Below are 22,659 nucleotides of genomic sequence, written 5' to 3' on the forward strand. Positions count from 1 at the left end.
AGGTTTTCTTGGGAAATCCCACTCTCCCGACTACACTTCAACCTGAGTAGTTACGTTGTGGTTGTTTTACCGACACCGCCTTTGTTGTTGTAGGTTGCGACGGTTAAAGCACGGATGGGTTGCTCAATTATCTCCTTCACTAAAGCAATAATCTTGTCTACATTTTCTGCTGTGACTTCGAGGCAGGCTGTAGCTGGATGGATTACCTTACCATGTTTGCGAAAAAGCTGAATATAATCTGAGTTGGTGACGATACCCCACTTTGCCGTTTTGGATTGATTACCCAGCAATTGCGCTTTTAACTGCCTGACGGCTCGTGCATATCCTGCTGACCCTTCACACAAGCTTTCGTTTCGTCCCTTGACTTCAATTAAGAGGTAAGGATTAGATCGCGTGTTGAGAAAAACATCGTCTTCAATATCTTGGCGAGCCGCATAGTCAGTCACACCGCCGCCAGTGTCATACTCTGGGCAAATTTCTCTAGACTGAAAGCCCAATGCCTCCAGTAGACAGCCTAGTACAAAGTTGTTGCTGACTACCGCTTCGGGGGCACCACCTGGGAGAGCTTGTAAAGCTGCTTGCAAACGAGTGGGTGACATAGGTATGGATTGCAAAATCATTGTCTCGTTAGTTTTTATACTCAAAATGCCTCGATCGACTATCTCTAAATCCCTCTTAAAACCATTTCATCCAAAGGGTTTCAGGCTGTATCAGTGCAAGTATAGTTTTTTATTTTCTAACCCACTGTGAGTACGGTCACACTGTCATGCAGAATGATACAGGTAGCCTTTTGTCTTCAAATCAAGGCTTCAAGTATTTTGTGAGTCAACCAAAGCTTCTAAGATCAAAAAGTGGCTTGCTGGAGATTTCTCAGCAGTCAAATCGGCTATCGTTTGAGTAGTTGCGATCGCCGCTCTTATGGTTCAACTTCAGCCCAAACTTTCTAGTGACACCTGGACGACTGCAACGTGGGAGCAGTTTCTTGCCATCGTTGAAGACCCTGATTATGCAAAAGCGAAGGGGTATTATTTTAATGGTCAGATGAGGGTAGAAACTGTGGGAGTTGGGCCAGACCATGCGGGTGACAACGGCATCATCCACGTTGCAGTCACTCTCTTCTGCGCCCTCAAAGGAATTCCTCTCAAAGGACTGATCAATTGTAGCTATCGCAAAACAAAAGTTCGTGAAGCGCAACCGGATAGCTCTTATTACGTGGCAGATAGAACCGCGTTTGCACCCCAGGGAGGCTCGATCGTCAGTCTTGATCAAACGCCGCCGCCAGACTTAGCCATTGAGATTGCAGACTCTTCTCTGAGCGATGATTTGGGCAAAAAGCGGTTACTCTACGAAGATCTGGGCGTTGCTGAATATTGGGTGGTTGATGTCGAAAATACTCAAATCATCGCGTTTCAAATTGTGGACAATGGGAGCCATCGCATCACTCAGTCTCAAGTTCTTCCAGGTCTAAAGATTTCGGTCTTGTCGGAAGTGTTGAGCTTGAGTCGGCAACTGGATGATAGCCAGATTGTTGCCTGGTTGATGACAAATTTTCAGGCATAAACGGATTAAGAACGATCGCTGATAGCGCATGAAATTGGGGCACCTTAAAGGCAAACAAATTCTATCCAGAACCTCAATATGCCAGTCAAAGAAGTCAACGCAACCCTCTCTGATGCCGATCTACAGGAGATCAAACGAGCGATCGACACCATTCAAAATAAGCTGCCTTTCTTGATGACACTGAGTGCAGAAGAGCGCAAACAGCTTTACAAACTGGGCGATAAGCGTCTGTCGTTTGTGCAAAATAGTCTCAACGCCGCCCAAAACAATCGCAATATTTTGCCTGCCAGCTTTGACTACGACGGTTTTGCCAACGACTATCGCCTTGCTACTAATCTCACAGACCTGCGAATGAGACTGCGCCAACTCACCGAGCAGGTAGACGATACGCTCTTAGCCGTGGGCAGTGAAGCCATGATCAGCAGCTTGACGGTCTACGACTATGTAAAGACAGCCTCCAAAAAGACCCCCGGACTCAAAGCGATCGCCGAGCAATTGGGGAATTTGTTCAAAGCAACCAAGGCGCGATCGACTAAACCTGCCAGTGAGCAGTCTCTAGACAAAAACTAAGACGGGCATGTTCTGAGGTGGAGAGCCGATGTGAAAACAATCCCGCTTGAACCTCAGAGTATCCTCGCTGATTCTCAAAGCTTCATCGTCCCAGCCCAGAGAATCACGCTCTCACCTCAAAGCATCGTCGTTTCACCTTAAAGCATCGCGCTCCCACCTCAGAGTATCGTCGTTTCACCTCAAAGCATCGCGCTCCCACCTCAGAGCATCGTCGCTTCACCTCAAAGCATCGCGCTTGCACTTCAGAGTATCAATCGTGAATGATGGACGGTGGGAGTCGAATCATTTTTCTCGCTGCGGTATGCAAATTTTCTGCCCCTCAAGCTGCCGATGCTGGGGAGTTTTCAGACAAGATTCCCGGTTCAAAGTCCTTCACTCGTGAGAGATTTAGAGGGCTGCTGGATTCATCATCGACGCGCGAAAGAACTATCGCCCACTGTCACTGATGTAATCTCTTTAAGTCACCCCAAAACGATCGCTCTCCTCTACTCATCTTCTCAGTTCGTCAACCCTTGCTCAAACGTTCCAAGCTGCCTCAAAAAAATCGCGTTCGCAAAGCATAGCGTAGCGGTAAGTAGACTCAGCAACCGGGGTGAATGTGGCATAGCGATCGACCAGGCTTTCTAAGGTCTGGGCCAATGGCTCAAAGTCAGCGCTGCTATAGGTGCGAATCCAGTCAGCGTAGGGATGATCAGGAATGCCCCCCCGCGCAAGTTCTTGACCCAAAAAGGCATAAAGGCGCATACAGGGAGACATGGCGATCGCCGTCAATCCGATCTCCTGGCTCCAGGCGGTTGCGGAAAGAAAGTCAGTATAGCGGCGGGTGGCGGCTCCTGGTTTAACTTGCGTCAGGTCAACATCCCACTGGGCTGCATAGCGTTGATGAAGCTGCAACTCTTGAAGGACACCGTTAGCCAGCATATGAAACGCCTCAAATCCTGACCAATCGGGCGCTTTGGCAGCAGCGAGACTGTAAGCCCGCGCAAAAGCTTCGAGAAAAAAGGCATCCTGCCCGACGTAGTAAGCAAACTTGGCTTTGGGCAACGTGCCATCGGCAATCCCCCGCACAAACGCACCCTCAAGAGAAGCGATCGCGAGGTCTTGATTAGCTTGCCAGAGGTCGATCGAGCGCGTCATGAGCATTCACCTGATCAGTAAGGAGATTTCCAGATAAGGATATACCTACGTTACCCCACCGCCTACGGCTCCTCCCCTTGCTAAGGCTACCGTGTATACACAAGTCATTGTCGCTTCGTTTCAGTCGGCTTCAGCCCCCTAAATCCCCCAGAATGGGGTAGGGTTGATTCATTCTGATAAAAAGAAATTTAGAACCCTGATTCTTCCCTTTAAACAGGTTACGGCAACTAACGAGAGAATCAGCCCTTCACTATCCTCTCAACAGAATGAATCAACCCTACCAGAATGGGGGACTTTGACAAAGGAAAGATTTCCAAAGTTCAAAGCCAGGACGACGGCTCAAAGTCCCCCATTTTTGGGGGATTTAGGGGGCGAAGGATCTCAGCAATGACAGATTGATCAACTTATGTGTACACGGCAGCCTTGCTAAGGGGAGGTTGGGAGGGGTTAGAGAGATCAACTTGGGTAAAAATATTTCTGGAAATCTCTAAGACGACCAAATTATCACGGGATGCCGCCTACGAAACCCGCTTTAAGATCAGATCTAGCAGGCTCAAAGCTTGATTGACATCAGTTTGCAACGCCTTTAGATCGCCTTCCATCTTGTCTAGTCGTTGAGAAACTGAAATTTCATCCGGCTTGATCTCTGGAAGCGCCTTCTGCCCATTGAGCTTGTCTACCAGCGTTACCCAGGTTCTAGTTTTGAGGTTGAAATGTGCTTTTGCCTCGGCCAGCGTCTTAAACTGTCGCTTTAATTGCTCAATGGTGACCCATTCGACCGCTTGCGATCGAGAAGCCTGCTCTAAATCCTCCTCTACCATTGCGACTACTTCATTAACCAGCCGATCGTGATTCTGCGAAATCTGAGCCGCCGCGCCCAAGATGCGAGACGTTGCCTTAATTTGTAGATTTGTTTCCTGGTTGAGTTGGTCTGCAAGGGTGCGAATGCGATCGCCCAATGTTTCTCTAACCACGGCTTTGATCAGTGAGACATCATCACTCATTCTGTTTACTCCGCTAAAATGTCTTTGACGGTCTGCCAGATTCGCTGAAACTTTTGAATCATTCCCATCGGACTCGTCGTAGAAGTCTCATCGACTGAATCCACAAGCTGTTGAATCCGATCCATCCGTTCCGCCAAAACGTACAGATTGCTCACGGCTGCGTCTTTACGCTCAAACGAGTCTCGTAACAAAATGGTCATTTCTGAAATTTCTTGTTTTAACCGTTGATTTTCCTTCTTGCGGCGAGTTTCCCAGCCTTTGATGCCTGCTTTCGATCGTCGCTCAAACTTAAGCTGATCTTGAGACTCGTTATACAACGTCAAGTAGCGATCGCGTTCCCCCTGTACTGCCTCAAACTTGATCACTAACTCATCGCCTCTCACTTTCTCAGCCTGATATAACCCCAAATAGGACTGTGCTTGTGATTCGGCTTCTTGATACTGCGTGAAGTAGGACTTTGCTTGAGTCTGAGCCTCTTCATATTGCAGGAGATACGATCGCGACTGAGTTTGAGCTTCCTGAACCTGCGTTAAGGCTGTCGTGTATTTCTGTTGTTCCGCTTGATATAAAGTCAGCGTTCTAGTATATTTCTGTTGTTCTTCTTGATACTGCGTTAAGGCTGTGCTGTACTTCTGATGTTCTTCTTGATATAAAGTCAGGGCTGTCTGATGTTTTTGTTGTTCTTCTTGATATAAAGTCAGCGTTGTCGCGTATTTTTGCTGTTCCTCTTGATAGAGAGTCAGGGCTGTCTGATGCTTTTGCTGCTCTTCTTGATACAGATGATCAGTCTGCTCTACTTGCTGCTGTTTCGCTTCAACAACTTTCTGCAATTCGTCTCGTTTTGCTTCCGCTTCTATTCGGGAGGCTCGTGCTGATGCATGAAGCTGCTTAAGCTCGTGATAAGAGATGGGTTCTGATTGCCGAGAAGTTGGGTGATTGAGCGCATTGTCATTAGAATTATTTCCGCGATCGGCTCTCCGCATTGCCATATAACATCTCTCCAAAACTGTAATTTCACTCGGTCAAAGTAAGATTCTATACATTTTAAAATACTGACTTTTGCCAGCAGTCAATGTTCCATCTCTCCGCACTTCATCGTAACGTTATCTATTTTTAGAGAGGCTCACACCAAGTTAATTTGCAGCTGCGACAGATCACCGACCTGCCCCACCACTCGGCAAAGCCGGCCGCCAAAAATCACCTTTATAAGGGGGAACTCCAAAATATCTGCTGCTAAAGGATGCTGTGAAGCTAGAACGACTCTGATACTCTGCTCAAAAGATATAACCTTCTGAGTTCTCTACACATGCCTTCCTATCTTGTTTGGGTCATGGCGATCGCCAGTGGTGCAACGGTCGCCAATTTGTATTACAACCAGCCTTTGTTAGCGACGATTGCTCAAGGGTTTCAGGCATCATCTCAGGCGGTTGGTTTGATTCCGATGTTGACTCAGATTGGCTATGCAGTTGGAATTTTATTGTTTGTGCCGTTAGGTGATTTGTTAGAGCGACGGCGATTAATTGTCTCGACAGTGATCGCAACAGCATTCGCATTAGTGTTAGCGGCGATCGCACCCAGTCTTCCGTTTTTGATTGCAGCAAGTTTTGGAATCGGCATGACGGCGATCGCGGCTCAGATCATTGTTCCATTTGCGACTCAGCTAACTGCTCCACAAAACAGAGGCAACGTCGTCGGGATCGTCATGGGCGGATTGTTTGTCGGCATTCTTCTCGCCCGGACGGTGAGCGGATTTGTGGGAGCAATCTGGGGCTGGAGGGCGATGTATTGGCTGGCAAGCGGCTTGATGGGAGCGATCGCAGTCATGTTAGCGATCGTCCTGCCCAAAAGCCAACCGTCTCTCAAAGTTTCCTATCCTCGCCTGATGAAAAGTCTGTGGCAATTGATGGTTCAACAACCTGTGCTGCAAGAGTCGTCGTTGATTGGGGCGATGTCGTTTGGGGTGTTTAGTGCCTTTTGGAGTACGCTGGTTTTTTTGCTCAGAGAGCCACCTTATCAATATGGCAGCGAGGTCACGGGATTGTTTGGGCTGGTGGGCGTGGTGGGTGCGGTGGTGGCCCCGATCGTGGGTAGAGTCGCCGATCGTCGCAGTCCAACGCTCACAATTGGATTAGGTCTCACCGCAACAACACTTTCGTTTTTAGTTTTTTGGTCATTGGGACACCAGATTTGGGGACTGATTTTTGGAGTGATTTTACTCGATTTGGGAGTTCAGAGTACCCAGATTTCCAACCAGTCCAGAATTTACAGTTTGCCACCAGAGATCCACAGCCGATTGAATGCGCTTTACATCATGCTCTACTTTATGGGCGGCGCGATCGGATCTTTTTTGGGCGCATACGGCTGGAATCACTGGCAATGGAATGGAGTGTGTGCTGTCAGTTCAGTGTTGATGATGATTGCGATCGCCACGTTTCTAACCGGAAAAAGTCGTCGCATTTCTGATTTCTAGAATAGAGTCACCAACTAGATTGTGAATACGAGCGGAAACAGATGGTCAAACTTACAAAACCACTCGCTTGACAAAATTGGAATCACAACGAGTTCAACAGTCAGACTCCAAAGATTGAGACGCTGAAGTGTGCATTTTCGATTAACGATTGCAGGACTGATTTAAAGAATCTGGTGCCGTTCTACAACTTCTGGTATTAGATGGTTAGAACCCCGATCGCCGCACAGGAGTCAGCCATGCGTTTAAGAGCCTGGAAACGATTGCAGAAAGCTACTTTTAAGATTCTATTAGTCAGTTTTGCGATAGTGCTGCTGCTCCATCCAATGCTGGTGGCGATGCGTGCAGTTGCAACGACTCCCACGGTCGAAAAGCCTGCCGAAAAGCCCGCCGAAACAAAGCCGACTCCCGAAGCTTCTCCCCAACCTGCTGACAAGAAACCCGATGACCCGATCGTTCCGATCAAAACGTCAGAAGAAACTGCACGGCTCAACAAGTTAGCGGAGGGCGATCGGCTCTATCAAGCGGGTGACAAAGCGGCCGCTGAGAAGCTCTACCGCGAGGCAAAACCCCCCTTTCCAGGCACCTCAGATCAAGCCAGAGTCGAACCCATCACCGACCCTGCCCAATTGTCTCCCGGCGGACAAGTCTACTGGCGCGAATCGGGACTCGGCCTGGAACAGAAACTAGAAAGTCGAATCTTTGTCCCGCTCAAATTGCTCACCGACAATTATCCACAATTTGTCCCTGGCTACTTGCGATATGCTGAAGCGTTGGAGGCTTACGATCGCCCCGAAGAGTCCCTAGCCATTCTCGAAAAAGCGGCCACACTTTACCCCAATCAGCCCGATCTAGCCAAAGCCAGAATTACCGCACTAGAAAAAAACGAGAAATGGATCGAAGCATCGATCGCCGCCCGACAGTTTGCGCTACTCAATCCCACCGATCCCAACGCTCCAACCTTCACCACCCTGGCAGACACTAATCTCAAACGCTATCAAGGTCGTCTCCGCAGCAGGCTTCGAGGCAATCTCGTGGGCAACATTCTCACCGGGGCGTTGGGCTATGCGCTGACGGGTAATCTGTTTGGGCCATTGTCTGCCGTCCAAAACACAGTTTTATTGTTGAGAGGTGAGTCAGCAGTGGGTGAGCGAGTGACTCGACAAGCCAAGCGCCAATTAGATCTGGTAGACGATAAAGCTGTTCTCAGCTATGTCGATCAGTTGGGTCAAAAGTTAGCCGATGCTGCCGGACGCAAAGAATTTAAGTATGAATTTTATGTCGTGATGGACGATCGCTTAAATGCCTTCGCGCTCCCCGGTGGAAAAGTGTTTGTCAATGCGGGAGCGATCGCCAAAACCAATTCAGAAGCCGAACTCGCCGGACTGCTGGGCCACGAATTGTCTCACGCCGTCCTTTCCCACGGATTCCAATTAGTCAGTGAAGGCACGTTGACCGCTAATTTGACTCAATTTATTCCCTATGTGGGCGGCTTGTTGAGTAATTTATCGACTCTTAGCTACAGTCGCGACATGGAGCGTCAGGCAGACATTTTGGGCACTCGTCTTCTAGTTTCGACAGGCTTTGCAGCAGATGGCTTACACAATCTCATGGTGACCCTCAAACAGCAAGAAGCCAAAAAAAATCGACCATCTCCCCCTGCCTGGTTTGCTACCCATCCCCTGACAAAAGACCGAATTAAATACATCGAAGCCTTGATTAAAAACACTGGCTACAATCGCTACGCCTACGAGGGAGTAGAACGCCACGCAATGCTACAAACTAAAGTTGAGACACTGCTTAAGGAATACAAAGCGCAACAGGAAAAGAAAGGGAGAAGAGAGCGATCGCAAGATGAATAAAAACCTAACTCAACATCGCTTCTTCGGTGATTTGAGCTAATAGAATCCATTTGATATCTTTAATGAACTTGAACTGGGCTGAGAGCAAGTGCTTCAATCTAATTGCCAAAATTAGGCAGTGATTACGCCGTAAGAGCGCAAGTTCTGGTAGTTGGGATGGGATTTAATCACCGTCGGGCATAGCCCTAACTTTGAAATAAAGGTATCCAGCAGATGGTCGTTGAGCACCCGTCGCTTCGCACTCGCCATCGAGAAGACAAAGGGCTGATTGTCCAATTGCTGCGGATGCACCTCCAGTTTGGCAAGATTGAGATACGTGGTATTAAAGCATCTGTTAGGCTATCCGAAAGTGCGAGTGTATGAAGGCACTTGGACAGAATACAGCACGACTGATCTTCCGATTGCGACAGGTGCCGAGAAAACCACTAGCAAAAGCGGATACAGACAGGCGTTGTATGGAACATAGCCTCATCTCTGATACTAAACGTTAGGGATCACATAACATTTAGTATCAAAATTTAGTATCAAGGATGAGCAAGTCCTGGAGCCAAAACTCGTAACCTACATTTCTAAAACAGTAGCCATGACAATTGAAGAAGCGCGCACTTTTGAATTTGAGGTCGCAACGATCGAGAAAGCCAAGGGAAATTCAAGTTTCTCGATCGTTGGCGTTGCTGATTGAAGGGATGAATCTGTGAGAAGTGTTAATCTTTTTGCCCCTAAATCCCCTGGGGGATTCAAAAATCCTCACTATTTTTTTCTTGTATGAAACCACCCTGCTCCTTGGGGAGAGGGCTAGGGTGGGGGTGAAATTTCGGAGTTATTTAATCCACGATCCTAAGCTGGAAAATCAGCCTGGAACTCAACCGCTGATCTGGAGTCATTAGGAGAAGCGTTACTGGATTTTGAGAATCTGTCCGATCTAGAAACCTGGTTAGCAATTAACGTTCAGGGCGATCGAGATATCAGTTGAACTTTTGACCAGACGCTACCTCAAGCAGATACCTGAATTTTCTGGCTTCCTGCTAACCCAAACGCTGCATGAATCGCCCGAAGTGCCGTTACACCCTGATCTTCTGTGACGACACAACTAACTTTGATCTCCGAAGTGGCGATCATTTGAATATTGATTTTGTGCTGGTAAAGGGCATCAAACATTTGAGCCGCGATTCCGGGTTGGCCGACCATGTTGGAGCCGACAATGCTGACTTTGGCGATCGCTGCATCCACCACAATTTCGCCACACCCTAATTCAGAGGCCGCTTTCTCCAGCACCGTTCTGGCAGATTCTCCATCCATTTGAGCGACCGTGAAGGCAATGTCTCGCGTCCGGATGCCTTCGACCACTCGACAGCGCTGAGATTGGATAATCATGTCCACACTGATGTTGTTTTGCGCCAGCAGTTGAAAGATTCTCGCGGCCATGCCAGGACGATCGGGCACATGTCTGACGGCAACTTGAGCCTGCTTGAGATCCAGAGCGACTCCTCGGACAGCGGTTTGAGGCTCAAGGGTTGAGGATTGGCTTTCCTGTCCAGTTTTGACGCTCGATTGGTGAATGTCGAAAGATTGGCAGAGGGTAGCGATCGCTCGGTCACAGTCGGCTTGCTCAATCACACAGCTAACTTTGACCTCGGAAGTCGAAATCATCTGAATGTTGACACCTGCCTCCGCCAGACTAGAAAACATTTGTGCGGCGATGCCAGGACGGCCAATCATACCAGCCCCGGCGATCGTCACTTTGGCAATCTTCTGCTCTACCAACACTTCGGGCGCTTTTTCTAAACTAGAAGGCTGTCCCGCTGTCAAGGTTGGAATGATCGCATTGGCAACCGCCTCGGCTCGATTCAGCGAATTTTTGACCACGGTGAACGCAATGTCGTTACTGTTGCCTTCGTGAATGGATTGGATGATCAGATCGACATCTAAACTTTGGGTGGCAATTTCACCAAACAGACGGGCTGCCACACCGGGACGATCGGGCACTCGCAGCAGGGCAACCTTCGCTTGATCAGTATCAAACTCAACAGCATCCACTGGACGGGCAATCTCTAGCCCTTCGAGCGGACGGGGCTGAGGGGTGGGAGCCGTTACCCAGGTGCCGGGGTCATCTGTCCAACTCGATCGCACCACGAGCGGAATGCCATAGTTGCGAGCAATCTCGACAGCGCGGGGATGGAGAACTTTTGCGCCCAGACTGGCTAACTCCAACATCTCGTCACAGGTGATTTCGCTCATCAGTTGGGCATCTTCGACCAGACGCGGATCGGCGGTGAGAATGCCCGGAACATCGGTGTAGATTTCGCAAAAATCAGCTTTGAGGGCAGCGGCCAGGGCGACGGCTGAGGTATCTGACCCGCCTCTTCCAAGCGTTGTAATTTCTAAAATTTCTGCATTACTGATGCCCTGAAATCCAGCGACAACGACCACTTCTCCTTGAGTGAGATGATGCTGCAAGCGATCGGTTTCAATTTTGAGAATTCGCGCGCGGGTGTGAGCCGTTTCGGTAATAATCCCGACCTGTGCGCCTGTGAGTGAGACGGCGGGCTGTCCAGCCTCTTGAAGCGCCATACTGAGAAGGGCGATCGTCACCTGTTCGCCAGTAGACAGCAGCATATCCATCTCGCGCCGACTGGGATTTGCGGAAATTTCGTTGGCCAATTTGACCAGCCCATCGGTCGTTTTACCCATCGCAGACACGACCACGACAACAGAATTTCCCGCCTGAACCGTTTTGATCACCCGTTGAGTCACGGCTTGAATGCGATCGACCGACCCAACCGACGTGCCCCCATATTTCTGAACAATTAGCGCCATGACTGATTCCCCGCCTTCAAGGAGTTGCCCTCGAAGATCCCATACTTAAGGTTTTGATTTTATCGCGCTTAAGACACGAATACATAGATAATACTGACCGACAGCCGTCTGTGAAACTTGATTTAGAAAGTTTGCGGGTTTTGAGAAGTTTTTCTAAATAGGTCAGGGCGTGGTAAAACAAATCAACTCTAAATTGTGCGAACACAAAAGGAAATTGCCCGTGAAAAAGTCTATCTTGCTGGTGATGTTGGCTGCGTTGGCGGTGGGGGCGATCGCCTGTAAAAAAGAGCAAGCCAGCAAGCCAGAAGCGTCTCCTGCTATGAGTGCGGTTCCTCAAGGTGCAACGGCTAAAAAGTCAGCGCTGACTAAAGTGACCGTGACTGAGACGGAAATGGCAATCAAGCTTTCACAGGCTACTGTCCCCGCTGGCCCAGTAGAGTTTGTGGTTAGCAACAAAGGCAAAATTCCCCATGAGTTTGTGTTGCTTAGAACAGATTTACCGTTGGATAAGCTACCCACAAAAATAGGTGGTGAACTCGACGAAAAAAATAAGAAGCTCAAAATGATTGCTGAAGTCGAGGAAGGTGACCTCAAAAAGGGAGCGACAAAGCCGCTTAAAGTCGTGCTAAGTAAGGGGCGCTATGTCGTAATCTGCAATGTTGGCAATCACTTTGAGAAGGGAATGAAAGCCGCCCTTACGGTTCAATAACTCAAAGTAAATATGCAGAATGACCCTCTAGAAGCCGTTCTTCACAAATCGGGTCAGAGATCTCATTCTGCAACATTCGGCTAACCAGGGTAGGCACTCTATGGGAGAGCCATTCTAAGCAGCGATCGAGTCCCTGACTTCAGCAGTAACTTTCTCCACAGACTGCTGGGCCAGATATTCCTCAAGCTGGGCTTCGATTTGGGTTCGTACTTCCTGACGGTATTCGAGAAAATGTTCGTTGAGGGCGCAGACAGAGAGGTAGTGTTCGGCGACGCTGGGGTTGTGTTTGAGAATGCTGGCTAGATGGTGCCAAAATTTCCAGCGAGTTTCTCGCACGACTCCTTGTCGCCAGGTGATGATCAAAAAAGCGCGAATCACTTTCCAGGTGACTTTTCTCAGTTTGGCTTTGTGTCTGGGTGCGCCTAGTTTGAGGAAATGGCGGTAGGTTCTATCTAGATAGTTAATCGGATCGTAGAGCGCCCAAAAGCCCTGAATATATTCGCGGGTGACTTCTTCGAGCGGGCGGGTGGGCACAAAATTCATCAGCGTGGTCTGGTTGATGTTGGCAGCGTCATCGTTTTCGATCAGACGGCCTTCTCGCTTGAGTCGGTGCCATAGAGCTGTGTCGGGCAACGCCTGCAACATGCTAAAAATCGCGATCGGAATCGTTGTCTGCTCCACAAATCGGACAATGCGATCGCCTGCTCCAGATTTTTCGCCATCAAAGCCAATGATAAAGCCTGCCATGACTCGTAAGCCCGTTTTGGCGATCGCATCGACGGCATCGCTGAGAGAATCTCGCGTATTTTGGTGTTTGTTGGTCAGCGTCAGACTGGCTTCGTCGGGAGTCTCAATGCCCAAAAACACGCCGTTAAAGTTACATTCGACCATCAGATCCATCAGTTCTTGATCTTTTGCCAGGTCAACCGATGCCTCGGTGCTGAGATGGAAGGGAAACTTGTGGTCTACCATCCAGGTTTTGAGTTCTTTGAGCAAGAGTTTGACGTTGCGCTTGTTGCCAATGAAGTTGTCATCCACCATAAAAATGCTGCGTCGCCACCCTAGGTTGTAGAGATACTCCATTTCGGCTAGTAGCTGTTCGGGGTTTTTGGTGCGAGGCTTGCGCCCATACAGCACGATGATGTCGCAAAATTCACACTGAAACGGGCAGCCTCTAGAAAACTGAACCGACATATTATCGTAAGCTTCCATATCGAGAAGCTCAAACCGAGGAATCGGCGTGATCGTAATATCAGGTCGATCGCCGTTGGGTGCCCGAATGATTCCCTGCGTTTCGCCTCGCTGAATCGCCTCCACAAAGAGCGGTAGCGTGATTTCTCCTTCGTCCAAAATCAGAAAGTCAACGCCCGCAGCTTGCGCTTCGTGGGGTAACGCCGTGGCATAAGGGCCACCTACGGCGATCGTTTTGCCGCGTCGTTTGGCTTCGCGAATCTGAGCTAGAAAATCTTCTTTTTGGACAATCATCGCCGACATGATCACCAGATCTGCCCAGTCCCAATCGGCATCGGTGAGCGTGCTGACGTTGCGATCGACCAGACGAAACTCCCAGTCTTGGGGCAAAATTGCAGCGACGGTAATCAGCCCCAAAGGAGGCAACATCGCTTTGCGGTCTAGGAGTTGTAGTGCTTTCTCAAACGACCAAAAACTTTGGGGAAAAATGGGATAAATCAGCAAAACTCGCATTTAGAAACCCTCACAGCACTGGCTTTACGTCAGGTGAATTTTCCAAGCTTATCGTGTTCTCCAAGTTGTGGATGATTTGTAATTGATATTTTGCAATTGGGGAAGGGGCGCGGATTCGACAATGGATTTATGAGGGTTTTGATTCGCTACTTTCAGCAATTTTGGTTGCACAGAAATCTTGTCTAAAAGTCCCTCAAAATTGACAGATTGGGGGGCAGCAGCTTGATAACGAAGCAAAAAAATTCATCAAACGCCAAATCCCCCAGCCGTGACAGACTTTGAAACCAAACTTGGCTTCGAGTCTCCCATTGTGGGGGATTTAGAAAGTATTCCTGAATTAAGCGTGACGAAAAATTTGCTTTGGACAGCCTTCCTAAAACTTCTCTTCTCCAGGTGGGGGGGCCCCGGCTCCAGGTGTCGTCAGGAAGAGGTTTTTGGCGTTTTCGCTTTGATAGAGACAGTCGATCTGAGGATTGCTTTCTAGCGTTCCAGTATAGCCAAACGTGTTCATTCTTTGGCGACACTCGCGAGACTGGTCGGCGGTGACGAGTTTGCGTTGTTCTAACACGGCCCAGTTGGCACTTCGCAAGACGCAGGCAGGTTTGGTGCTGGCTTGAGCGACATAGACTTTGAAGGGATTGAGCGTCACAAAAAAGCGAGTTTCCATCGCGATCGCACTCGCCCCGTTTTGAATACAAATTTCAGGGTTGGGAGCCGACTGATCGATCTGAACGTTGGAGACGATCGCATTCGGACTCGAACTGACTGAGGAGCTAAACGCCACACCGACCCCAATTCCCAAAATAAAAATGCCTGCAATAATCGCCAGAGACGTGTAGTTAAACAATGAATTTCCCTTGCTCTTGGCTGGTTTTTCGGGAGTCATATAGTCGTCATCTCTGGGGCGATCGTAGTTAGAAGACAGGTTTCTGGGTCTGCGTTTCATAATGAGTTTGACAAATTGAGCGTCTCAAGAGCGGGTAACTCTAGTCTACTCTCAGTATATTCCGCCCATTCCCTAATCGGTGGTCAATTGAGAGCCGCAGTGGGCACAGAAGCGATCGCTGACTCCGACTCGTTCGCCACATTGAGAACAAAATCGCTTGGTAGAAGGGATCGTGGAGGAGTTGCCCATCTTCATCTGCATGTTGCCCATTCGCATTTCCATTGGCGAACTTTTCATCTGCATGTTGCCCATTTTCATCGGCTCCAGTGGCTTCATGGGTTCCATTGGTTTGAATGGCGCTGAGTCTGAGGTTTGTTGAAGCGGCAACACGTCTGCCTTGACCATTGACGGTAAGCCCTTGAGCAAGCTGATCGAATTGGACTGCAAGCTGATAAACGTGTGACCCTGAGCAGCTTCGATGCGCAAGATCAAGCCCGTCGCCGTCCGAAATAGTGTAGGCGGGAGTTGCCATTCGCCTGTTTGTACGCTGCTTTGCTGACTTTGCTGTTGTCCGGTGCTGCTGCTCGTGAGGGTGACGATCGTTTGTGTTCCTTGATTCTCAACCCGTAGCTGTTGTCCCGTTCCTAGGTCGCATAGGTAAGCCATCGTTTTGAAGTCTTTATTTTTAATGTCAATTCGACAACGGTTCTTTGCTTCGATATCAAGCTGCTGCCCCCTCATTTTGGGAGACTTTTAGACGAGATTCGCGGTTCAAAGTCTTTTATCGAATCCACGTATTTTTAGTCTAATCACTCTCGCTAACAGACGAAGGATCAATGGCTCAGAAGACAGTCGATCGCCACATTTCTTAAAGTGAATCTGTTGAAGTTCTTTCGCCCGGTCGTTCTCTCCGCCTGGTTCCAAAACGAATTCATGCCTCACAGCCTGATCGCTTTTCCGCGATCGGTAAACTTGACGGTCTTGATCTTCCATTGCTTGTTGTTGGTTAGAGTTCGGCGCAGGCTGCCAAAGAGGGCGAGTTGTTCGCAGTTAGAAAGTGAGTTAAATCGGCGCTTTGAATTGGCAGGAAGACGCAGATCGATCGTAGCCACACCCGACGCAACATTCACCCGATAACCTGCCAAACTAAAGTCGCCGCTGTCGGTATTTTCCAAAACTTTAGCGATCGCTTTCGTAATCGGTTGATCGGCTGGAACGTCAACTTTTTCTGATAGAAACCCTTTGCATTGATTGTCTAACTTGTAGACAGCGATCGAGACCGTTTTAGGAGTCTTTGCTTTCGATCGAGTGGCTTGGGCGTTCTGCTTTTGGGAGGCTACCTTAGCTGGAGACGGCGCAGGGGCTTTCTGAGAAGCCGCAGGTGAACCAGCCGCCGGATCAGAACTGGGGATCGCACTACTCAAACTCGTTGATTGGTTGCTACAACTGCCCAAAGAAAGAAAAAGTAGACACAAAAGTTTGGTCAAAATTCCTGTTTTCAATTTATTTACTAGGAGAGAGGGGAAATATTGCTGAGGAGGGTTCATGACTTTAGCGGCCCTTAACAAAAGTGAGATCTTTTTGGGAGAGTGTCTTGTTTAACATTGTGGAATTGCATCTTCAGGGTTAGCATAGACTTAGCAACATTCCGTAATGAGTGTTGATGTCGAATTTTGTGAACTTCATGGACAAAAGTCCATTACCCCACAGTATTAAGCTCCTCTAATCTGGGAAACCATCGGTCTTCCAGCGAGGGGGAGATCGAGGAGGTTTTATGCTCACCCAGGAAAGCCGGACTTCCCTGACAGAAATTGCTGATCTCAATCAGCTTAAGTATGAATTAAACGAAATGCCTGCGATCGACGTAGGCGACTATATCACCGAATTACCTCCCGAACGGCAGGCGATCGCATTCCGATTGCTCAACAAAACTCAGGCAACGGACGTTTTTGAGTATCTGCCTCAAGAAGTCCAGGAAGAACTGATCGGGCTGCTACACGACGCTCAGATCTGTCACATTGTCGAATCGATGCGACCGGACGATCGCGCCGAGCTTTTTGACGAACTCCCCGCAGGCATCGCCAAACGACTCGTCCAACAACTCAGCCCCGAAGAGCGACAGGCTACGGCTACGATTCTCGGATACGCCGAGGGGACTGCGGGCCGTGTCATGACGACCGAGTATGTGCGACTGCGGCAGGGTTTGACGGTGGGCGAAGCGTTGAGCAAAATCCGGTTAGCTGACCGAGATAAGGAGACGGTCTACTACGCCTATGTGACGGACAACAACCGCAAACTCAAGCAGGTGGTTTCGCTACGACAGCTATTGTTCTCGATTCCCGATGCGCGGATTGAAGATATTGCCAGCGATCGTGTGATCAAAGCCAAGACCGACACGCCTCAAGAAGAAGTGGCTCAGTTGATGAAGCGCTACGACTTGATCGCGGTGCCCGTGGTCGATCGAGAAGATCGTCTAGTTGGCATCATCACCGTTGACGATGTGGTGGATATTCTTGAACAAGAAGCCACCGAAGATATTCAAAAACTCGCCGGGGTCAGCGGGGGCGATGAGTCGTCGCTCTCCAGTCCTTTACAAAAGCTCAAAAATCGTCTGCCCTGGCTGATGGGAATTATGGCGCTTTATATTGGGGCATCGAGCGCGATCGCACCCTTTCAAACCACGATTTCGGCGGTGCCTGTGTTGGCGGTGATTATGCCGCTGTTCTCAAATACGGGCGGGACAGTGGGCATTCAAGCGTTGACGGTGACGATTCGATCGCTCGGTGTCGGAGAAGTCACGTCTCAAGACACGCTCAAGATTCTCAAAAAAGAATTGATGGCGGGATTGGGGACGGCGCTGGCGTTGGGCATGACGATGGTTTTACTCTCGCTAATCTGGACAAAACCGGAAGAACGCTGGGTGTCGATCGTGGCAGGTTCGGTAATGGCCACCAACTCGATCGTCGCTGTGACGTTGGGGACTCTATTGCCAATGGGTTTGAAGCGGTTGAAGCTCGATCCGGCGCTGGTCAGCGGGCCACTTGTGACGACCATGTTGGATACGATCGGCTTTATTCTATTCCTTTCTCTGATCACCTTCAGCCTCAACGTTCTGCATCTGCCGTCTTGAGTTGAGTCAAAGTGTAGGATCAGATAGGCGGTGTGAACGACGATCGCTTCAACCTAAATTTGATCTTGTACGTCTAATAGAAGTTTGAGGATGGTTCGTTGTTCCTTTAGCAAAATTTGATGTTCTTCCAGCAAGGCGGCTTGTTGTTGACGAAGTTGTTCTAGCAAAGCCAACACCTCTTGTAACCGCGCTAATAACCGCAGCCTCTCACTTTGACTTTGTTTCTGTAGGCGATAGGCAACCAAAGGAGAACGATTTAACCGCAACCGCTCTAGTGTAAATCGTCCAATTTCTGTAATTGGGTACAGTTGACCATCAGCCAGCATCAGCAAATGAGTTGTAACGGACTCCTGGCGAGGATTCCACAAAGCTGGGACGTTAGAACTCGCTGAATAATAATCGGCCTTGTATTGATTACAGCGATTGCAGCAGTACAGTAGGTTACTCAAGTCATCACTGCCGCCCTTGGATCGTGGATGGAAGTGATCGATCGTGAGTTCTCCGCCTGTATCGGTTTCGGCAACCCCACAATACTCACAGGAAAAGTCTGCTCGTTGACGAACTTGTTCACGAATTTTTGAAGAGATCGTCATGCAGAGCGAATGATCGAAAATTGAGTTAGCTGCTGTTTTAAGGCTCTAACATCCTGCCTTAGCGTTTCATTTTCAGCAGAAAGCGTTTGAATCTTCTGAGTGATTGTCAGTAAGTGATCGATCGTGGTGTCAACTTGAGTTTGTAATGCTTGAATGTTTTGAGAATCTTGGTTTTTAGAAAGTGTTACATTTTCCATTCCATCTTGCGCTGCGTACCACTGCGTTAGCTGAGTCTGTTCTTGCTCAGAAAGCGCCACTCCGCGAGTCAATTGATCGTGTAGCTGAATCGCAAAATCATCGCTAATCATAACGTTCAGTTTTTGCAAAAGATATCTTGATCATATTTTATCTCGATCGCTCCTCCCGCCCAGTCAATCTCTTCTAAGCTGATACAGCAGAAAAAGGGGCAGACGAGAAATCTACCCCACCCGAATTTTAGTGATTAAGCCAGCAGTTCTCCGGTTTCTTGCAGGGAGTGTAATCGTTGATAGATACCACCGTGCTGCAATAGCTGATCGTGACTGCCGATTTCGACAATGCTGCCTTTGTCTAAGACGATGATTTTGTCCGCTTCTCGAACGGTACTGAGACGGTGAGCAATGATGATCAAGGTGCGCGTACCGAGAATCGATCGCATCGCCAATTGAATCGATCGCTCCGACTCATAATCTAAACTCGAAGTCGCTTCGTCAAAAATCAGCACATCCGGGTCAACAATCAGCGCACGAGCAATGCCAATTCGCTGACGCTGACCCCCCGATAATCGAACGCCACGTTCACCCACGACGGTTGAATACTTTGCGGGTAGCTGCTGGATAAATTCGTCTGCCTGAGCAATGTGACAGGCTTCGCGGACTTGGCTCATCGTGGCTTTGGGGTTGCCGTAGGTGAGATTGTCCAATAGGGTGCCGTTGAAAATATCTACCTCCTGGTGAACGATCGCTAACCGTTTTCGATAGCCTGTTACATCCAATCGGCGAATGTCTTGTCCATCGATCAATACCGCTCCTTGATTGGGTTCAAAGTAGCGAAATAGCAGTTTGACCAACGTAGATTTACCAGAACCGCTGCGACCGACAAGCGCGATCGTTTGATAGGGTTCGATCAGCAAGTTTACATCTTTGAGAACGGGGCGATCGACACTATAACCAAACGTCAGATGAGAGAATTCGACCTTTCCGGTGAATTGGTAAGTCGGGACTGCTGCCGGATCTTCAGCAAGACTGCTGGCATCGATACCGACGGGCGTTTGCATGAATTCGTGAAAGCGAGTCATCGGGGCGTAGCGGCGGGCAAACACTTCGGCAAGTTGGCTGATCGGCTCCACTTCGGCATACGCCATACTCGAAACCGTCAGCGTTGTAATGAAGTGACCCAGCGAAATTTTGCCTTGAACGGTGGCAAGCACTGTAATTGCCAGAACCAAAAAGACACAAGTTTGGACGATCGTGCGCTCAACCATGCCCAGTTTTACGTAGCCGAGGTGAATGCGATAATCCAGAACTTTGAACTCCCGATCGAGGCGTTGTTGTTGACGTTTTAACTCGGTGGTCTCGGTGGCGAAGGCTTTCACCGTTTTGATGTTGGTGATGATTTCAGACGTGCGGCTCTCGGTGTTTTCGATGTACTTATCGAGTTTTTCTTCCTGGTCTGACAGTTTTTTTAACCCCGAAAGGCTGTAGCAAAGAATGCCAATAAACGACATCAGCAACAGGAGCGCGATTCGCCATTCGATAAACCAGATCACGACAAAGATACCGATCACTCGAAAGAACTTGGGCAATAGCTGACTGGTGACTTCTGGATAAGTCCAGGTATGATTTGACAACCCTTTGGCCACTCTAGCGGCAATGCGACCGGAGTTGTTTTCGTCATAAAACTCGATCGGCAGCGTCAACACTTTTTTCAACGCTTTTTCAGCATGTTCTCGACGGGCCCGAAAGGCCGTATCCCAGGCAAACCAGGGGCCAAGCCAGGGCTGAATGGGCGCACGTCCTACTGAGACAAGACACACGAGAACAAGTAAAACCCCCAAAGCTAGATTTTTGTCTACAGGCAGGCTAGTGACTTGTGCTGTCCAGGCAACTAACCTTTGAACGGGACGATCGAGCGCCTGTCCCGAAAGCACATTGAGAATCTGACCGATCGCATAGGGAACAAACAGATCAATCACCTCAAACACGCTCATCATCGCAACACTAAACAGTGACACTCGCCAATAGTTGCGAAAGTAGTAGATGATTTCTAGAAACTTAGCCATAAAATCCCCCTGAGTGCGGCTGAGGTAGATGGGTTGTGTGACGTTTGGCGGACTGTCCCAACTACATATACTACACTATGCTACAAACAATTCCACAGAGGTTGAGTAAAATTGCCTCGATCAAGCAATCTGTCCGATCTCCTTTCACCGCTCAAAACAAAATCCTCATCCCCATCGTTCGTAGATACTACGTAGACTTGAATTTGAATTAGATTTTTGTTTTACGACTCAGTGCTTAATGGCTGTCGATCGCCAATCCAGGTCGATGCTGAATCCAGGGTTGAGCGGCTTCGATTTGGGCGGCGAGAGAGAGGAGTGTGAATTCATCCGCAGGACGGCCGACTAACTGAATGCCGATCGGGAGTCCATTTGGATCAAATCCCCCCGGCAGTGAGATCGCAGGTTGACCACTGACATTAAAAGCAGGGCAGGGCGCGATCCAGTGAATGATTTTCTCCAACGTTCTCAAAGGACTCAGCTTTGCCCACTCGCCCACTCGAATCGTAGGATGCATGTAGGTCGGCGAAAGCAAAATGTCGAAAGTATCCGTCAAAGCAACGACCTGACGCGCAAATTTTTGGAGCTTATGCAGCGATCGCACATACTGACTAGCCGGAGTAAATCGAGCCTTCCACCAGAGCCAGCGATTGACTTTCTCTAAAAAGAACGGCGGAATTCCGACATCAGTTTGGGTGCGCCAAATCACCGTGAAGGGATCTACTAAGTCGCCAAAATCAGGGGCGATCGGTTCGACTTCGTGACCCAGGTTCTCAAGCAATTGCGCCATTTTTTGCACGGCGGACTGACAGATCGGATCGGCCTCGCCTAATGGTGAAATTGACGTAATGTATCCAATTCTCAATTTGCCAGGAGATTGCTGAGTCGCTGACAAAAACGAAGCATCAGGAGTGGGCAACCAGTAAGGATCGCCCGTCACATAGCCTGCGGTCACATCCAAAAACGCCGCCACATCTGCAACCGTACGCCCGATCGGCCCATTCACCGCACAGCCGCCCATATGGTCGCCAACAGGCGCATTAGAGATTCGGCCTCGTGAAGGTTTGAGTCCGACTAACCCACAGCAAGCCGCTGGGCCTCTCACCGATCCGCCCCCATCTGAGCCTTGCGCGATCGCACACAACCCCGCTGCCACGGCCGCTGCCGATCCACCACTTGACCCGCCAGGTGTATAGTCCAGATTCCAGGGATTGCGAGCAGGCGGAAAGCCCGGAGGCTCTGTGTAAGGAAACGATCCCAACTGCGACGTGGTGGTTTTGCCCAAAATGATGAAGCCTGCCTGTTTGAGTTTTGTCACCACCCAATCATCGCGATCGGCAACACGCTTGCGAATTAGCTTGACTCCATAAGAACAAGGCACCTCTGCCACCGGATTGAGATCTTTGATGGCGATCGGGACACCAAAAAACGGCGGCAATTCTGCATCATTGACTAAATCGGTTAGCTGCTCAGTTTTGGTTTTGGCTTCTTGTAGGGCGCGATCGTCCATCATCGTGCAGTAACTTCCTAACTGAGGATTAAGCTGCTGAATACGTTGGAGATAAGTCTCAACCAGATCGACGGGTGAAACTTCTTTGCGGCGGATCAGTCGAGCCTGTTCTAATGCCGAAGTAAACGCTAAATCAACTGAATCCATGCCCACCCATCCCTTAAGCAACCTGTCGCCGATCGTACTCGCTGTTGACAACGCCGCTGCAAGTTTGCTGCCATTTTTTGAAGCTCAGAGGTTAAATTCACTTTCTTGTAACCCTCTTGCTAAAACCATTTGCAAAGTAATCGTCAGCGTTAACTAGAAGCTCTTTGTTATCAGAGAGTTATTAGAGAAAGTTGGAGAAATTGGGCTTGTGCGATCGCCCTTAACCCTAACAAGGTTTGAGTCGAGAAATAGGCAATGCTACTGTTCGTAGTAAACAACATTCTGGTTTCGCGCCTGACTCTATGG

General features: G+C 49.1%; 21 protein-coding genes and 1 pseudogene. 8 read left to right on the plus strand and 14 right to left on the minus strand.

Annotated features, from left to right (window positions below; all coding sequences use genetic code 11):
• Nucleotides 1-50: 50 nt before the first annotated feature.
• Entirely contained in the window at nucleotides 51-599 is a 549-nt protein-coding gene (locus tag ACJ2PR_RS24680) for a hypothetical protein (RefSeq protein ID WP_446878932.1), read from the minus strand.
• Nucleotides 600-918: 319 nt separating this feature from the next.
• Here ACJ2PR_RS24680 and ACJ2PR_RS24685 point away from each other — a divergent pair, with 319 nt between their 5' ends.
• Nucleotides 919-1,560: a Uma2 family endonuclease gene (locus tag ACJ2PR_RS24685; RefSeq protein ID WP_446878933.1), complete on the plus strand. Its 642-nt coding sequence runs from the start codon at nucleotides 919-921 to the stop codon at nucleotides 1,558-1,560.
• Between the two features lie 78 nt (nucleotides 1,561-1,638).
• On the plus strand, nucleotides 1,639-2,130 hold the full coding sequence (locus ACJ2PR_RS24690; RefSeq protein ID WP_446878934.1) for a hypothetical protein: 492 nt from the start codon (nucleotides 1,639-1,641) through the stop codon (nucleotides 2,128-2,130).
• Between the two features lie 516 nt (nucleotides 2,131-2,646).
• Here the strand turns inward: ACJ2PR_RS24690 and ACJ2PR_RS24695 are convergent.
• The 3 genes from ACJ2PR_RS24695 to ACJ2PR_RS24705 all read right to left on the minus strand — a co-directional run bounded on the left by ACJ2PR_RS24695 (nucleotide 2,647) and on the right by ACJ2PR_RS24705 (nucleotide 5,260).
• On the minus strand, nucleotides 2,647-3,267 hold the full coding sequence (locus ACJ2PR_RS24695) for a TenA family protein (protein WP_446860069.1): 621 nt from the start codon (nucleotides 3,265-3,267) through the stop codon (nucleotides 2,647-2,649).
• Nucleotides 3,268-3,785: 518 nt separating this feature from the next.
• Nucleotides 3,786-4,271 (minus strand): hypothetical protein, encoded by a 486-nt coding sequence (locus ACJ2PR_RS24700; RefSeq protein WP_446878935.1) that lies wholly within the window; start codon nucleotides 4,269-4,271, stop codon nucleotides 3,786-3,788.
• Between the two features lie 5 nt (nucleotides 4,272-4,276).
• Nucleotides 4,277-5,260, minus strand: coding sequence for a hypothetical protein (locus tag ACJ2PR_RS24705; protein ID WP_446878936.1), 984 nt, complete (start codon nucleotides 5,258-5,260; stop codon nucleotides 4,277-4,279).
• Between the two features lie 317 nt (nucleotides 5,261-5,577).
• Here ACJ2PR_RS24705 and ACJ2PR_RS24710 point away from each other — a divergent pair, with 317 nt between their 5' ends.
• Both ACJ2PR_RS24710 and ACJ2PR_RS24715 read left to right on the plus strand, forming a co-directional pair.
• On the plus strand, nucleotides 5,578-6,741 hold the full coding sequence (locus ACJ2PR_RS24710) for an MFS transporter (RefSeq protein ID WP_446878937.1): 1,164 nt from the start codon (nucleotides 5,578-5,580) through the stop codon (nucleotides 6,739-6,741).
• Between the two features lie 200 nt (nucleotides 6,742-6,941).
• Complete coding sequence (locus ACJ2PR_RS24715) at nucleotides 6,942-8,600, plus strand: M48 family metalloprotease (protein WP_446878938.1); 1,659 nt, start codon at nucleotides 6,942-6,944, stop codon at nucleotides 8,598-8,600.
• 111 nt (nucleotides 8,601-8,711) lie between these two features.
• Here ACJ2PR_RS24715 and ACJ2PR_RS24720 read toward each other — a convergent pair whose 3' ends face one another.
• Complete coding sequence (locus tag ACJ2PR_RS24720) at nucleotides 8,712-8,891, minus strand: hypothetical protein (RefSeq protein WP_446878939.1); 180 nt, start codon at nucleotides 8,889-8,891, stop codon at nucleotides 8,712-8,714.
• Nucleotides 8,892-8,916: 25 nt separating this feature from the next.
• Between ACJ2PR_RS24720 and ACJ2PR_RS24725 the strand changes: the two genes are divergently transcribed.
• Nucleotides 8,917-9,066: a hypothetical protein gene (locus ACJ2PR_RS24725; protein ID WP_446866977.1), complete on the plus strand. Its 150-nt coding sequence runs from the start codon at nucleotides 8,917-8,919 to the stop codon at nucleotides 9,064-9,066.
• 405 nt (nucleotides 9,067-9,471) lie between these two features.
• Nucleotides 9,472-9,573, plus strand: a pseudogene (locus ACJ2PR_RS24730) (DUF4351 domain-containing protein); the annotation flags it as partial.
• Nucleotides 9,574-9,593: 20 nt separating this feature from the next.
• Here ACJ2PR_RS24730 and ACJ2PR_RS24735 read toward each other — a convergent pair.
• The gene (locus tag ACJ2PR_RS24735; RefSeq protein ID WP_446878940.1) at nucleotides 9,594-11,417 is read right to left on the minus strand and encodes an aspartate kinase; all 1,824 of its coding nucleotides are present in this window, start codon (nucleotides 11,415-11,417) and stop codon (nucleotides 9,594-9,596) included.
• A 220-nt stretch (nucleotides 11,418-11,637) separates the two neighbouring features.
• Here ACJ2PR_RS24735 and ACJ2PR_RS24740 point away from each other — a divergent pair, with 220 nt between their 5' ends.
• On the plus strand, nucleotides 11,638-12,126 hold the full coding sequence (locus ACJ2PR_RS24740; RefSeq protein ID WP_446878941.1) for a plastocyanin/azurin family copper-binding protein: 489 nt from the start codon (nucleotides 11,638-11,640) through the stop codon (nucleotides 12,124-12,126).
• A 114-nt stretch (nucleotides 12,127-12,240) separates the two neighbouring features.
• On the opposite strand, the gene ACJ2PR_RS24745 is transcribed toward ACJ2PR_RS24740, so the two are convergent.
• The 4 genes from ACJ2PR_RS24745 to ACJ2PR_RS24760 form a co-directional block, all read right to left on the minus strand.
• On the minus strand, nucleotides 12,241-13,830 hold the full coding sequence (locus ACJ2PR_RS24745; protein ID WP_446878942.1) for a B12-binding domain-containing radical SAM protein: 1,590 nt from the start codon (nucleotides 13,828-13,830) through the stop codon (nucleotides 12,241-12,243).
• Between the two features lie 373 nt (nucleotides 13,831-14,203).
• A complete protein-coding gene (locus tag ACJ2PR_RS24750) occupies nucleotides 14,204-14,776 on the minus strand; it encodes a DUF3172 domain-containing protein (protein WP_446860079.1) in 573 nt (190 codons plus the stop codon).
• A gap of 72 nt (nucleotides 14,777-14,848) precedes the next feature.
• On the minus strand, nucleotides 14,849-15,382 hold the full coding sequence (locus ACJ2PR_RS24755; RefSeq protein ID WP_446878943.1) for a zinc-ribbon domain-containing protein: 534 nt from the start codon (nucleotides 15,380-15,382) through the stop codon (nucleotides 14,849-14,851).
• 272 nt (nucleotides 15,383-15,654) lie between these two features.
• Nucleotides 15,655-16,140 carry a hypothetical protein gene (locus tag ACJ2PR_RS24760; RefSeq protein WP_446860081.1) on the minus strand — a complete coding sequence of 162 codons (486 nt, stop codon included), beginning with the start codon at nucleotides 16,138-16,140 and terminating at the stop codon, nucleotides 15,655-15,657.
• A gap of 350 nt (nucleotides 16,141-16,490) precedes the next feature.
• Here ACJ2PR_RS24760 and mgtE point away from each other — a divergent pair, with 350 nt between their 5' ends.
• Nucleotides 16,491-17,846 carry a magnesium transporter gene (mgtE, locus tag ACJ2PR_RS24765; RefSeq protein WP_446860082.1) on the plus strand — a complete coding sequence of 452 codons (1,356 nt, stop codon included), beginning with the start codon at nucleotides 16,491-16,493 and terminating at the stop codon, nucleotides 17,844-17,846.
• Between the two features lie 53 nt (nucleotides 17,847-17,899).
• On the opposite strand, the gene ACJ2PR_RS24770 is transcribed toward mgtE, so the two are convergent.
• The 4 genes from ACJ2PR_RS24770 to ACJ2PR_RS24785 form a co-directional block, all read right to left on the minus strand.
• Nucleotides 17,900-18,439 carry an HNH endonuclease gene (locus ACJ2PR_RS24770; protein ID WP_446878944.1) on the minus strand — a complete coding sequence of 180 codons (540 nt, stop codon included), beginning with the start codon at nucleotides 18,437-18,439 and terminating at the stop codon, nucleotides 17,900-17,902.
• Nucleotides 18,436-18,747 (minus strand): hypothetical protein, encoded by a 312-nt coding sequence (locus ACJ2PR_RS24775; RefSeq protein WP_446878945.1) that lies wholly within the window; start codon nucleotides 18,745-18,747, stop codon nucleotides 18,436-18,438. The genes ACJ2PR_RS24770 and ACJ2PR_RS24775 overlap by 4 nt, the downstream gene beginning before the upstream one ends.
• 134 nt (nucleotides 18,748-18,881) lie before the next feature.
• Entirely contained in the window at nucleotides 18,882-20,699 is a 1,818-nt protein-coding gene (locus tag ACJ2PR_RS24780) for an ABC transporter ATP-binding protein (RefSeq protein WP_446860085.1), read from the minus strand.
• Nucleotides 20,700-20,934: 235 nt separating this feature from the next.
• The gene (locus ACJ2PR_RS24785; RefSeq protein WP_446878946.1) at nucleotides 20,935-22,353 is read right to left on the minus strand and encodes an amidase; all 1,419 of its coding nucleotides are present in this window, start codon (nucleotides 22,351-22,353) and stop codon (nucleotides 20,935-20,937) included.
• Nucleotides 22,354-22,659 lie beyond the last annotated feature (306 nt).

The sequence above is a fragment of the Phormidesmis sp. 146-33 genome (assembly GCF_052939515.1).

Bases quoted from the DNA above. Each gene is read 5' to 3' on its own strand.
- ACJ2PR_RS24775 (WP_446878945.1), bottom strand. From the start codon at position 18,747: ATGATTAGCGATGATTTTGCGATTCAGCTACACGATCAATTGACTCGC.
- ACJ2PR_RS24770 (WP_446878944.1), bottom strand. From the start codon at position 18,439: ATGACGATCTCTTCAAAAATTCGTGAACAAGTTCGTCAACGAGCAGAC.
- mgtE (WP_446860082.1), top strand. From the start codon at position 16,491: ATGCTCACCCAGGAAAGCCGGACTTCCCTGACAGAAATTGCTGATCTC.
- ACJ2PR_RS24700 (WP_446878935.1), bottom strand. From the start codon at position 4,271: ATGAGTGATGATGTCTCACTGATCAAAGCCGTGGTTAGAGAAACATTG.
- ACJ2PR_RS24735 (WP_446878940.1), bottom strand. From the start codon at position 11,417: ATGGCGCTAATTGTTCAGAAATATGGGGGCACGTCGGTTGGGTCGGTC.
- ACJ2PR_RS24690 (WP_446878934.1), top strand. From the start codon at position 1,639: ATGCCAGTCAAAGAAGTCAACGCAACCCTCTCTGATGCCGATCTACAG.
- ACJ2PR_RS24780 (WP_446860085.1), bottom strand. From the start codon at position 20,699: ATGGCTAAGTTTCTAGAAATCATCTACTACTTTCGCAACTATTGGCGA.
- ACJ2PR_RS24680 (WP_446878932.1), bottom strand. From the start codon at position 599: ATGTCACCCACTCGTTTGCAAGCAGCTTTACAAGCTCTCCCAGGTGGT.
- ACJ2PR_RS24715 (WP_446878938.1), top strand. From the start codon at position 6,942: ATGGTTAGAACCCCGATCGCCGCACAGGAGTCAGCCATGCGTTTAAGA.
- ACJ2PR_RS24785 (WP_446878946.1), bottom strand. From the start codon at position 22,353: ATGGATTCAGTTGATTTAGCGTTTACTTCGGCATTAGAACAGGCTCGA.
- ACJ2PR_RS24695 (WP_446860069.1), bottom strand. From the start codon at position 3,267: ATGACGCGCTCGATCGACCTCTGGCAAGCTAATCAAGACCTCGCGATC.
- ACJ2PR_RS24750 (WP_446860079.1), bottom strand. From the start codon at position 14,776: ATGAAACGCAGACCCAGAAACCTGTCTTCTAACTACGATCGCCCCAGA.
- ACJ2PR_RS24685 (WP_446878933.1), top strand. From the start codon at position 919: ATGGTTCAACTTCAGCCCAAACTTTCTAGTGACACCTGGACGACTGCA.
- ACJ2PR_RS24755 (WP_446878943.1), bottom strand. From the start codon at position 15,382: ATGGCTTACCTATGCGACCTAGGAACGGGACAACAGCTACGGGTTGAG.
- ACJ2PR_RS24705 (WP_446878936.1), bottom strand. From the start codon at position 5,260: ATGGCAATGCGGAGAGCCGATCGCGGAAATAATTCTAATGACAATGCG.
- ACJ2PR_RS24710 (WP_446878937.1), top strand. From the start codon at position 5,578: ATGCCTTCCTATCTTGTTTGGGTCATGGCGATCGCCAGTGGTGCAACG.
- ACJ2PR_RS24745 (WP_446878942.1), bottom strand. From the start codon at position 13,830: ATGCGAGTTTTGCTGATTTATCCCATTTTTCCCCAAAGTTTTTGGTCG.